Source organism: Streptomyces sp. A18, from assembly GCF_059026065.1.
Genome location: NZ_JBWLKL010000001.1, coordinates 399,149 through 411,166, shown reverse-complemented (window position 1 = coordinate 411,166; position 12,018 = coordinate 399,149). Strand labels below are relative to the sequence as shown.

The window sequence follows — 12,018 nt, the reverse complement described above, 5'->3', positions numbered from 1 at the left end:
AACGGCGGGGCGTCGGCCGTCCGGCAGGGGAAAGATGGACTCCATGGGATTCCATGTCGACTCCGAGGCCGGGCGGCTGCGCCGCGTGATCCTGCACCGTCCTGATCTGGAGCTCAAACGGCTCACCCCGACCAACAAGGACGCGCTGCTCTTCGACGACGTTCTGTGGGTCCGCAGAGCCCGCCAGGAACATGACGGATTCGCCGATGTGCTGCGCGACCGCGGGGTGGCCGTCCACCTCTTCGGGGACCTGCTGACCGAGGCGATGGACGTGCCCGGCGCGCGCCTCCTGGTCCTGGACCGGGTCTTCGACGAGAAGGAGTACGGGCCGCTGGCGACGGACCATCTGCGGGCGGCGTTCGAGACGATGCCATCGGCCGAGCTCGCCGAGGCGCTGATCGGCGGAATGACGAAGCGGGAGTTCCTGGAGCGCCACCCGGAGCCGACGTCCGTGCGTTTCCACTGCATGGACCTGGACGACTTCCTGCTCGGCCCGCTGCCCAACCACCTCTTCACGCGCGACACGTCGGCCTGGATATACGACGGCGTCTCGATCAACGCGATGCGCTGGCCTGCGCGGCAGCGCGAGACCGTGCACTTCGAGGCGATCTACCAGCATCACCCGCTCTTCCGGGCCGAGGAATTCCATATGTGGTCCCAGGGGCAGTCGGACTACCCCTCCACCATCGAGGGCGGCGACGTCCTGGTGATCGGCCGGGGCGCGGTCCTGATCGGCATGAGCGAGCGCACCACGCCACAGGCCGTCGAGATGCTCGCGCACAAGCTCTTCGCGGCGGGTTCGGCGCAGACGATCGTGGCCCTTGACATGCCGAAGAGACGCGCGTTCATGCATCTCGACACGGTGATGACGATGGTCGACGCCGACACCTTCACGCAGTACGCGGGCCTGGGCATGCTCCGCTCGTACACCATCGAGCCGGGTGTCGACGGCCGGGAGCTGAAGGTCACCGACCATCCGCCGGAGCACATGCACCGGGCGATCGCGGCGGCGCTCGGCCTGAGCCGGATCCGGGTCCTCACGGCGACCCAGGACGTGCACGCGGCCGAGCGCGAGCAGTGGGACGACGGCTGCAACGTGCTGGCGGTCGAGCCGGGTGTCGTCGTGGCGTACGAACGGAACTCGACGACGAACACACATCTGCGCAAGGAGGGCATCGAGGTGATCGAGATCCTGGGGAGCGAGCTGGGGCGCGGCCGGGGCGGGCCGCGGTGCATGAGTTGCCCCGTGCAGCGGGATCCCGTCGACTGAGCCTGCGGGACGAAACGGGGCCTGTATAGAAATGTGGAGTGTCGTATAGACTTCCAGAATCCCCGTACGCGTACCCCTGGAGCGCCATCATGGCCATCGACCTCACCGGCCGCCACTTCCTCAAGGAGCTGGACTTCACCGCCGAGGAGTTCCGCGGCCTGATCGATCTGGCCGCGGAGCTGAAGGCGGCCAAGAAGGCGGGCACCGAGACGCGGCGGTTGACCGGCAAGAACATCGCGCTGATCTTCGAGAAGTCCTCCACGCGCACCCGCTGCTCCTTCGAGGTCGCGGCGGCCGACCAGGGCGCGTCGACGACGTACATCGATCCGGCCGGGTCCCACATCGGCTCCAAGGAGTCCGCGAAGGACACCGCGCGGGTGCTCGGCCGGATGTTCGACGCCATCCAGTTCCGCGGTGACGCCCAGGCGACGGTCGAGGAGCTCGGCGCCCACGCGGGCGTGCCCGTCTACAACGGCCTGACCGACGACTGGCACCCCACCCAGATGCTTGCCGACGTGCTCACGATGACCGAGCACAGCGCGAAGCCCCTATCCCAGATCGCCTTCGCGTATCTCGGTGACGCCCGGTTCAACATGGGCAACTCGTACCTGATCACCGCCGCGCTGCTCGGCATGGACGTACGCATCGTCGCGCCGAAGGCCTACTGGCCCGCCGACGGGATCGTGGCCCAGGCCCGCGAGCTCGCCGAGGCCAGCGGCGCGCGGATCACGCTCAGCGAGGACATCGCCGAGGGTGTCGCGGGCGCCGACTTCGTCGTGACCGACGTCTGGGTCTCCATGGGCGAGCCCAAGGAGGTCTGGGACGAGCGCATAGCGGCCCTCGCTCCGTACGCCGTGACCATGGACGTGCTGCGCGCGACGGGCAACCCGGACGTGAAGTTCCTGCACTGCCTCCCGGCCTTCCACGACCTGGGCACGAAGGTCGGCCGTGAGATCCACGAGCGGCACGGTCTAAGCTCTCTCGAGGTCACCGACGAGGTCTTCGAGTCGGCGCACTCCGTCGTCTTCGACGAGGCCGAGAACCGCCTGCACACGATCAAGGCGATCCTCGTCGCCACGCTCGCCTGAAACCTGAGAAATCACACGGGCGGGGCGGGGAACACCTTCCCCCGGCCCCGCTTCTTCGCGGCACACCCCCGCCGCCCCCAGCACCACCGAAATGAGAACCACCGCATGCGCTCGACCGGTCCGTCAGGACTCCGCATCAAGTCCCCCGAAGTCCTCGTCGCCGAATCGGGAGCCGACCTCGAAGGCCACGGCCTGAAGCGCACCATGGGCCTGTTCCAGCTGGTCTGCTTCGGCGTCGGCGCGATCGTCGGCACCGGCATCTTCGTCGGGCTCTCCGACAGCGTCGCCGAGGCGGGCCCCGCGGTCGCCGTCTCGTACTTCCTGGCCGCCGTGACCTGCATCTTCACCGCCTTCTCGTTCGCCGAGCTGGGTGGCGCGATCCCGGTCTCCGGCAGTTCGTACTCCTTCGCTTACGCCTCGCTCGGCGAGCGCACCGCGTTCCTGGTCGGGTGGTGCCTGCTCCTGGAGTACGGCGTCTCCGTCTCCGCCGTGGCGGTCGGCTGGAGCCAGTACCTGAACGAGCTGCTCGAAAGCCTCACCGGCTGGCACCTGCCCGACGCGCTCTCCGCGGGTCCCGGTGAGGGCGGCGTCGTGAACCTGCCCGCCGTGGTCGTGATCCTGCTGGCCGCGGTGCTGCTCGTGCGCGGCATCCGCGAGAGCGCGCGGGCGACGGCCGCCATGGCCATCCTCAAGATCGGGATCCTGCTGTTCTTCCTGGCGATCGCGTTCACCGCGTTCAAGGCCGGCAACCTGACCCCCTTCGCGGGCGCCGGAGCATCCGGCATCACTGCGGGCGCGTCGCTCGCCTTCTTCTCGTTCATCGGCTTCGACGCGATCACCACGGCGGGCGAAGAGGTCAAGAACCCCCGGCGCAACATCCCGATCGCCATCCTGATCTGCATCGGCGTCGCCACGCTGCTCTACGTCGCCGTCGCCCTCGGGGCGATCGGCGCACTGGGCTCGGACGCGGTCGCCGACAAGCCCGCCGCGCTCTCGCTGGTCGTCAACCAGGTCACCGAATCGACGGTCGGCGGCGGCATCATCGCCTTCGGCGCGGTCGTGGCCATCGCCTCCGTCGTCCTCGCCGTGATGTACGGGCAGACCCGCATCCTGATGTCGATGTCCCGCGACGGGCTCATCCCGCGCGTCTTCGAGCGGGTCTCGCCGAAGACCTCGACGCCGGTCGCCAACACCTGGATCGTCGCGGCGGTCTTCGCCGTGCCCGCCGCCTTCTCGTCGCTCGACGTGGTGGTCAACCTGACGACCATCGGCACGTTGGCGATCATGGTCGCGGTGAACGTGGCGGTGCTCGCGCTGCGCCGCTCGGCGCCGGACCTCAAGCGCACCTTCCGGGTGCCGCTGTACCCCGTGAGCCCGATCCTGGGTGTTGGCTTCTGCCTCTACCTGATCTGGGGCACGGGCTGGACGACGTGGGTGCAGTTCGCGGTGTTCCTCGCCGTGGGCAGCCTGGTGTACGCGCTGTACGGGCGCCGTCACTCGCGGCTCGGCCGGGCGGCCGACGCCGACGCCGACGCCGACGCCGAGACGCCTACGCCGCAGGGAGTGTGAACCAGACCGCCTTGCCGGAGTCGGTGGGGCGGTGACCGCAGGACGAGCTGAGGGCGCGGATCAGGAGCAGGCCGCGCCCGTGCTCCTGCCAGGGGTCCGGCTCGTCGGTCGCCGACGGGTCCGTGAGGTCGCCGGGCGGCTGCGGGTTGGAGTCGTGGACCTCGACCTGGCAGCCGGTCGGCAGGAGCTCGATGACGAGCTCTATCGGGTCGTCCCCCGACGTGTGCTCCACGGCGTTGGCCACCAGCTCGGCCGTGAGCAGCTCGGCGGTATCGGTGTCGGCGGACGACTCGATGTCCATGAGCGCTGTACGCACCAGTGCGCGGGCGATCGGTACGGCCGCCGTGGTGTGCGGCAGCGCGATGCGCCACGAGGCAGGAGCGGGAGGTTCGTGCAAGGCGGGTCCGTTCAGGGCAGCAGGTGATCCTGCTTTCAACCGTAGGAATCTTAAGCGCTATGTCGACAGGGTCGACGGTCGGGCATGTCCGGGACGTCCGACCCTGTGGTGCCTCGGGGTACAAGACGCGCATTTCGGTATTTCCGTTCCCGCGCCTGGGAGGCGGGCGCGCTATCGCGCACTCGTGACGACAGTCACGGATGGGTGATAACTTCGAGAGGTAGACCGCCGCAGCCCCGACCGAGGAGGCCGCACGTCGCCATGAGTCCCTTCACCGGCTCCATCCCGAGCACCCCCGACTGGCAGCACCTCCGCTTCGAGGTGGACGACGGGGTCGCCACGGTCACCCTCGCCCGCCCCGACAAACTGAACGCGCTCACCTTCGGCGCCTACGCCGACCTGCGCGACCTCCTGGCCCAGCTGTCCCGCGACAAGTCCGTACGCGCGCTGGTGCTCGGCGGAGAGGGGCGCGGCTTCTGCTCGGGCGGTGACGTCGACGAGATCATCGGCGCGACTCTCGGCATGGACACCGCGCAGCTGCTCGACTTCAACCGCATGACCGGACAGGTCGTCCGGGCCATCCGTGAGTGCCCCTTCCCGGTGATCGCCGCCGTGCACGGGGTGGCCGCGGGCGCCGGTGCCGTGCTCGCCCTCGCATCGGACTTCCGCATCGCGGATCCCTCCGCGCGGTTCGCCTTCCTCTTCACGCGGGTCGGCCTGTCGGGCGGTGACATGGGCGCCGCGTACCTCCTGCCCCGCGTCGTCGGCCTCGGCCACGCCACCCGGATCCTGATGCTCGGCGATCCGGTGCGCGCACCTGAGGCCGAACGCATCGGTCTGATCAGCGAGTTGACGGACGAGGGCAAGGCGGCCGAAGCCGCGCAGGCCCTGGCCCGCCGCCTCGCCGACGGTCCCGCCCTCGCGTACGCGCAGACCAAGGCGCTGCTCACCTCCGAACTCGACATGCCGCTCGCCGCGGCCGTGGAGCTGGACGCGGCCACGCAGGCGCTCCTCATGACGGGCGAGGACTACAAGGAATTCCACGCGGCCTTCACGGAGAAGCGCCCGCCCAAGTGGCAGGGGCGCTGACCATGAGCGAGACGCGAGGGGACGGACTGCTGCCGCGAGGCAAGAAGCCACCCCCCAGCGAGCGGCCTGCGGCCGCCGGGCGGTCCGTGTCCGAGGCGCACCGCATTGCCGTCATCGGCGGTGGCCCCGGCGGGCTCTACGCCGCGGCCCTCCTCAAGCGGCTCGACCCGGAGCGCGAGATCACCGTCTGGGAGCGCAACGCCCCGGACGACACGTTCGGCTTCGGCGTCGTCCTCTCGGACGAGACGCTCGGCGGCATCGAGCACGCCGACCCCGTCGTCTACGCCGCGCTGCAGGCCGAGTTCGTCCGCTGGGACGACATCGACATCGTGCACCGGGGGAGTAGGCACACCTCGGGCGGGCACGGCTTCGCGGCGCTCGGGCGGCGCAGGCTGCTCGGCATCCTGCACGAGCGCTGCCGGGACCTCGGTGTCGACCTGCGCTTCCGTGCCGAGGCGCCGCCCGCATCCGAGCTGTCCGCCGCGTACGACCTGGTGATCGCGGCGGACGGCGTGCACAGTCTCACGCGCGAGGCGCACGCCGACGCCTTCGGGCCGAGCGTCGAGACGCACCGCTGCCGCTACATCTGGCTCGCCGCCGACTTCGCCTTCGACGCCTTCCGCTTCGAGATCGCCGAGACCGAGCACGGCGTGATGCAGCTGCACGGCTACCCGTTCTCCACGGCCGGGACCGGCGAGTCCACCGTCATCGTCGAGATGCGCGAAGAGGTGTGGCAAGCGGCCGGGTTCGCGGAGCTCGATGAGGGGGAGTCGACCGAGCGCTGCGCCAAGATCTTCGCCGACGCCCTCGACGGCCGGGCCCTGCGCGGCAACAAATCCGCCTGGATCAACTTCCGCACGGTCGTCAACAAGCGCTGGTCTCACGGCAATACGGTGCTGCTCGGCGACGCCGCCCACACCGCCCACTTCTCCATCGGCTCCGGCACCAAGCTCGCCGTCGAGGACGCCCTCGCGCTCGCCGCCTGCCTGGAGGAGCAGCCGGATATCGCCACCGCCCTCGCCGCGTACGAGACGGAGCGCCGCCCCGTCGTCGAGTCCACGCAGCGTGCCGCCCGCGCGAGCCTGGAGTGGTTCGAGCGCCTTCCGGACTACCTCGGCCAGCCGCCACGCCAGTTCGCGTTCAACCTCCTCACCCGCAGCCGCCGCGTCACCCACGACAACCTGCGGCTGCGCGACGCCCACTTCACCGGGTCCGTCGAGCGCGACTTCGGCTGCCCGGAGGGCACGCCGCCGATGTTCACGCCCTTCCGTCTCCGCGACCTCACCCTGCGCAACCGCGTGGTTGTGTCCCCCATGGACATGTACTCAGCGGTGGACGGCGTCCCCGGAGACTTCCACCTCGTCCACCTGGGCGCGCGGGCGCTCGGCGGCGCGGGCCTGGTCATGACCGAGATGGTGTGCGTCAGCGAGCGGGGCCGCATCACGCCGGGCTGCGCCGGGCTCTACACCGGTGAACAGGCCGAAGCCTGGCGCCGGATCACCGACTTCGCGCACGCCCAGGCGCCCGGCACCGCGATCGGCGTCCAGCTCGGCCACTCGGGCCGCAAGGGCTCGACGAAGCTGATGTGGGAGGGCATCGACGAACCCCTGGACGAGGGCAACTGGCCGCTGGTGGCGCCGTCGCCGCTCCCGTACAAGGAGAACAGTCAGCGCCCGCACGAGTTGGACCGGGCCGGACTGACCGCGATCCGCGAGGAGTTCGTCTCGGCGGCCCGGCGCGCCGAGGGCAGCGGCTTCGACCTCCTCGAACTGCACTGCGCGCACGGCTACCTGCTGTCAGGGTTCCTCTCGCCGCTGACCAATCACCGGACCGACGAGTACGGCGGCTCGCTGCGGAACCGCCTCCGCTTCCCCCTCGAAGTCTTCGACGCGATAAGGGAGTTGTGGCCGGACGGCAGACCCATGACCGTCCGCATCTCGGCCACCGACTGGGCCGACGGCGGCACCACGGCGGACGACGCCGTCGAGATCGCCCGCGCCTTCGCCGCGCACGGAGCCGACGCGGTCGACGTCTCGACGGGTCAGGTCGTCTCCGACGAGCGTCCCGCGTACGGCCGCTCCTACCAAACGCCGTTCGCCGACCGCATCCGCAACGAAACCGGCGTCCCCGTCCTCACGGTCGGCGCCATCTCCTCCTGGGACGACGTCAACTCCCTGCTCCTGGCGGGCCGTACGGACCTGTGCGCACTCGCGCGCCCGCACCTGTACGACCCGCACTGGACGCTGCACGCGGCGGCCGAACAGGGGTATGCCGGACCGGGAGTCAGCTGGCCGAAGCAGTACGGGGCGGGCAGCCGCCGACCCCAGACGGGCCGCACGGACGCCCCCAAGCCCCGCCTCAAGCTGGGGAGGTGACGAAGCGTGCCCCCGCGTCCCGCAGCCGCCGGTCCAGTGCCGTGAACACCTCGGCGGACCGGCCCCCGGGCCAGCCGTCCGGGAGGAGTTCCCCCGGCAGTCCGGGGTCCGCGTACGGCAGGCGGCGCCAGGAGTCCAGGGCGAGGAGGTAGTCGCGGTACGCCTCCTCCGGCGGGGTGTCCGTGCGGCCCCGCCAGGCCCGTAGTACCGGCTCGTGCATGTCGAGGAACGCCTCGTGCTCCTTGGCGATGGAGGACAGGTCCCACCAGCGGGCCACGGCCTCCGCCGTCGCCGCGAAGCCCAAGTGCTCGCCGCGGAACAGGTCGACGTACGAGGCGAGTTGGAGGCGCTCCAGGGTGTGCCGGGTCTCTTCGTAGAGGTGCGCGGGGGCGATCCACACCCCAGGGGCGGCCGTTCCGAAGCCGAGTCCGGCCAGGCGGGAGCGCAGGACATGTCGCTTCTGGCGCTCCGACTCCGGTACGGAGAAGACGGCGAGCACCCAGCCGCCGCCCCGCCGCCCGGCCGGCGGAGCCGCGTAGATGCGCCGGTCGCCGTCTTCCAGGAGCTGCCGCGCGTCCGGCGACAGGTCGTACCCCGCCGCGCCGGCCGCCGTCCGCGCGGGGACGAGGAGACCGCGCCGCTTGAGCCGGGACACGGACGAGCGCACGGACGGGGCGTCCACGCCGACGGGGGCGAGGAGCCTGACCAGCTCGGCGACGGGCACCGGGCCGGGGGCCGCGCGCCCGTAGGCGCCGTAGAAGGTGACGATCAGGGACCGTGGAGTGTGCTGCTCGGACACGTGATCACTCTACGGTCCCCGGCTCCCGCAGCCGGAACCGTTGCAGCTTGCCTGTCGCGGTACGCGGCAGCGCGTCCAGGTAGACGATCTCGCGCGGGCACTTGTACGGCACCAGCTCGCCCTTCACGAACTCGCGGAGCCGGTCCGGGTCCCGTTCCGTGCCCGAGCGCGGGACGACGTACGCGACGACGCTCTGCCCGCGCAGCTCGTCGGCGCGCCCCACGACGGCCGCCTCCAGGACGTCGGGGTGGCGCAGGAGCGCTTCCTCGACCTCCGGGCCCGCGATGTTGTACCCGGCCGAGATGATCATGTCGTCCGCGCGGGCCACATAGGTGAAATAACCGTCGGCGTCCCGGACGTAGGTGTCGCCGGTGACGTTCCAGCCGTGGCGTACGTACTGGAGCTGGCGCTCGTCGGCCAGATAACGGCAGCCGACAGGACCGCGCACGGCCAGCAGACCCGGCTCCCCGTCCGGCACGGGAGCCCCCGAATCGTCGACCACGCGCGCGTGCCAGCCCGGGACGGGCCGGCCCGTGGTGCCGGGCCGGATCGCGTCGTCGGCGGCGGAGATGAAGATGTGGAGCAGCTCGGTGGCGCCGATGCCGTTGATGATGCGGTGCCCGGTGCGTTCGTGCCAGGCCTGCCAGGTGGCGGCGGGCAGGTTCTCGCCCGCGGAGACGCACCGCCGCAGCGAGGTGACCTCCGGCGCGTCCGGCCCGCTCAGCTCGTCGAGCATCACGCGGTAGGCGGTCGGCGCCGTGAAGAGCACCGTCACGCCGTGCTCGGCTATCGCGGGCAACAGCTGCTTGGGGCCCGCCTGTTCGAGCAGGAGCGACGAGGCGCCCACCCGCAGCGGAAAGATGACCAGGCCGCCGAGCCCGAAGGTGAAGCCGAGCGGGGGGCTGCCCGCGAACACGTCGTCGGGCCCCGGCTTGAGCACATGGCGCCCGAAGGTGTCGGCGATGGCGAGCACGTCACGGTGGAAGTGCATACAGCCCTTGGGGCGCCCCGTGGTGCCGGAGGTGAAGGCGATGAGGGCGACGTCGTCGGCGGCGGTGTCGACGGCCTCGTACACATCGGGCTGTCCGGCGGCGCGCGCCAGCAGGTCGTCGTCCGCGTCGCCGCCGAAGGTGGTGACGCTCAGCCCGGGGATCCCGGCCTTGATCAGGTCGTCCACGGCGCGGACGTCGCACAGCGCGTGGCCGACCTCGGCGATCTCGCACATCGTGGCCAGCTCGTTCGAGCGCTGTTGGGCCAGAACGGTGACCGCGACCGCGCCCGCCTTCATCACTGCGAGCCAGCAGGCCGCGAGCCAGGGCGTGGTGGGGCCGCGCAGCAGGACGCGCTGACCGGGCAGTACGTCGAGCTCACTGGTGAGGACGTGCGCGATCCGGTCGACGTGGCGCTGCAGCTCGTCGTACGTCCACACCTCGCCGGAGCCCGCACGGAACGCGGGCCGCTCGCCGCCGAGCCGCTCGACCGTGCGGTCCAGGAGCTCGGCGCCGCAGTTGAGGCGATTGGTGTAATGGAGCTCGGGCCGGTCGTGGACGAACGCGGGCCATTGCTCCGGCGGCGGGAGATGCTCCCGGGCGAAGGTGTCGACGTGAGCTGACGGGTGGAGTCTGACTGCACTCTTGGCGTCCACAGCGGGTCGCCCCCTTGCCGTTCGGGCTTGTGGTGAGCTCGCACAACGAGCGTATCGTGATGGTGACGACAGTCAACGGTGCGCGATAGAGGAGGGGCCCGGCATGACGGCATTCTCGCTCAATCCAGAACAATCCGCCTGGTGTGCGGAGCTACGGACTCTTGCCGAGGTGCGGTTGCGCCCCCTTGCGGAGAAGGGCGAGCCGGGCCGGGTGAACCGTCCGCTGGTGGAGGCGCTGGGGGAGTTGGGGTTGCTGGGACACCTGTTCGCGGGGGATGGGGGCTCCGCACGGGCCCCGCACGCCACCGCGGGCGCCCTGGGTCTCTGCCTCCTGCGCGAGTCCCTCGCCTACGCCTGCACGGAGGCCGAGACCGCGCTCGCCCTGCAGGGGCTCGGGGCGCACCCCGTCGCCGCGTACGGCTCCGTGCGCCAGCGCGAGCAGTGGCTGGCGCCCGCCCGCGCGGGGCGGGCCATCGCCGCCTTCGCGCTCTCCGAGCCCGGCGCGGGCTCGGACGCCGCTGCCCTGGCCCTGCGCGCCGATCCGGACGGCCCGTCCTCCTGGCGGCTCACCGGCGAGAAGTGCTGGATCTCGAACGCTCCCGAGGCCGACTTCTACACCGTCTTCGCCCGTACGACCCCCGGCGCGGGTGCCCGTGGGGTCACCGCCTTCCTCGTCCCCGCCGATCGCGCGGGCCTCACCGGCACCCCGCTGGACATGCTCTCCCCGCACCCGATCGGCGCCCTTGCCTTCGATGGTGTGACCGTCACCGATGACGACGTCCTCGGCGAACCCGACCGCGGCTTCCGCGTCGCCATGACGACCCTCAACCGCTTCCGCCCCAGCGTCGGCGCGTTCGCGGTCGGCATGGCGGGCGCGGCGCTGGACGCGACGCTCGCGCATACCGCCGAACGGGACGCGTTCGGCGGCAAGTTGAAGGACCTCCAGGCCGTTTCGCATCAGGTCGCGGAGATGGCGACGCGGACCGAGGCGGCGCGCCTGATGGTGTACGCGGCGGCGGCGGCGTACGACCGCGATGAGCCGGACATCGCGCGGCGCGCGGCGATGGCGAAGCTGGTGGCCACTGAGGCGGCGCAGTATGTCGTCGACGCGGCGGTCCAGTTGCACGGGGCGCGCGCTTTGCAGCGGGGGCATTTGTTGGAGCATCTGTACCGGGAGGTGCGGGCGCCGCGCATTTATGAGGGGGCGAGCGAGGTTCAACGGAGCATCATCGCGAAGGAGTTGTACTCGGGTCAGAGCCTTTGAATTCCCCTACCCCGCCCCTTCCCGAAACTGGGGCTCCGCCCCAGACCCCGGTCCGCAAACGCCGGACGGGCTGAAAGATCTCCCGAAGGAGCCCCACCCCCATGCCCCTCAACCGCCTCAACCCCGTAGACCTCTCCCCACCCACCGGCTTCTCCCACGCCGTCACCGCAACCGGCTCCCGCCTCGTCTTCCTCGCGGGCCAGACCGCCCTGGACACCGACGGCAAGGTCACCGCCACCACCCTCCCCGAGCAGTTCGAGAAGGCGTTGACCAACCTCCTCACGGCCCTGCGCCACGCGGGCGGCACCCCCGCCGACCTGGCCCGCGTCACCATCTACGCCACAGACGTGGCCGACTACCGCGAACAAGCACCGCAACTGGGTCGTATCTGGCGGAAGTTGGCAGGCCGCGACTACCCCGCCATGGCGGTGATCGGCGCGGTGCGGCTCTGGGACGAGCAGTGCCTGGTCGAGCTCGAAGGGGTGGCGGTCCTCTACTGAGCCGCATAGCGTCAAGGGCACC

10 protein-coding genes are annotated in these 12,018 nt (G+C 70.9%); 7 read left to right on the top strand and 3 right to left on the bottom strand.

The window, feature by feature from the left end:
* Window positions 1-43: 43 nt before the first annotated feature.
* The 3 genes from AC5P1C_RS01850 to AC5P1C_RS01840 all read left to right on the top strand — a co-directional run bounded on the left by AC5P1C_RS01850 (window position 44) and on the right by AC5P1C_RS01840 (window position 3,927).
* Entirely contained in the window at window positions 44-1,270 is a 1,227-nt protein-coding gene (locus AC5P1C_RS01850) for an arginine deiminase (RefSeq protein ID WP_493863850.1), read from the top strand.
* Between the two features lie 89 nt (window positions 1,271-1,359).
* Window positions 1,360-2,358 (top strand): ornithine carbamoyltransferase, encoded by a 999-nt coding sequence (gene argF, locus AC5P1C_RS01845; protein ID WP_493863849.1) that lies wholly within the window; start codon window positions 1,360-1,362, stop codon window positions 2,356-2,358.
* Between the two features lie 105 nt (window positions 2,359-2,463).
* Window positions 2,464-3,927 carry an amino acid permease gene (locus AC5P1C_RS01840; protein WP_493863848.1) on the top strand — a complete coding sequence of 488 codons (1,464 nt, stop codon included), beginning with the start codon at window positions 2,464-2,466 and terminating at the stop codon, window positions 3,925-3,927.
* Here the strand turns inward: AC5P1C_RS01840 and AC5P1C_RS01835 are convergent.
* Window positions 3,908-4,339, bottom strand: a complete 432-nt coding sequence (locus AC5P1C_RS01835) for an ATP-binding protein (RefSeq protein WP_493864024.1) — start codon at window positions 4,337-4,339, stop codon at window positions 3,908-3,910. The two genes, AC5P1C_RS01840 and AC5P1C_RS01835, sit on opposite strands and share 20 nt — an antisense overlap.
* Window positions 4,340-4,585: 246 nt before the next feature.
* On the opposite strand from AC5P1C_RS01835, the gene AC5P1C_RS01830 reads away from it, so the two are divergent.
* Together AC5P1C_RS01830 and AC5P1C_RS01825 are read left to right on the top strand one after the other, a co-directional pair.
* The gene (locus AC5P1C_RS01830; RefSeq protein WP_493863847.1) at window positions 4,586-5,413 is read left to right on the top strand and encodes an enoyl-CoA hydratase family protein; all 828 of its coding nucleotides are present in this window, start codon (window positions 4,586-4,588) and stop codon (window positions 5,411-5,413) included.
* A gap of 2 nt (window positions 5,414-5,415) precedes the next feature.
* A complete protein-coding gene (locus AC5P1C_RS01825; RefSeq protein ID WP_493863846.1) occupies window positions 5,416-7,788 on the top strand; it encodes a bifunctional salicylyl-CoA 5-hydroxylase/oxidoreductase in 2,373 nt (790 codons plus the stop codon).
* On the opposite strand, the gene AC5P1C_RS01820 is transcribed toward AC5P1C_RS01825, so the two are convergent.
* Window positions 7,772-8,587 (bottom strand): PaaX family transcriptional regulator, encoded by an 816-nt coding sequence (locus tag AC5P1C_RS01820; protein WP_493863845.1) that lies wholly within the window; start codon window positions 8,585-8,587, stop codon window positions 7,772-7,774. The two genes, AC5P1C_RS01825 and AC5P1C_RS01820, sit on opposite strands and share 17 nt — an antisense overlap.
* Window positions 8,588-8,591: 4 nt before the next feature.
* The gene (locus AC5P1C_RS01815) at window positions 8,592-10,232 is read right to left on the bottom strand and encodes an AMP-binding protein (RefSeq protein ID WP_493863844.1); all 1,641 of its coding nucleotides are present in this window, start codon (window positions 10,230-10,232) and stop codon (window positions 8,592-8,594) included.
* 103 nt (window positions 10,233-10,335) lie between these two features.
* On the opposite strand from AC5P1C_RS01815, the gene AC5P1C_RS01810 reads away from it, so the two are divergent.
* Complete coding sequence (locus AC5P1C_RS01810; RefSeq protein ID WP_493863843.1) at window positions 10,336-11,496, top strand: acyl-CoA dehydrogenase family protein; 1,161 nt, start codon at window positions 10,336-10,338, stop codon at window positions 11,494-11,496.
* A 101-nt stretch (window positions 11,497-11,597) separates the two neighbouring features.
* Window positions 11,598-11,996, top strand: a complete 399-nt coding sequence (locus tag AC5P1C_RS01805; protein WP_493863842.1) for a RidA family protein — start codon at window positions 11,598-11,600, stop codon at window positions 11,994-11,996.
* Window positions 11,997-12,018 lie beyond the last annotated feature (22 nt).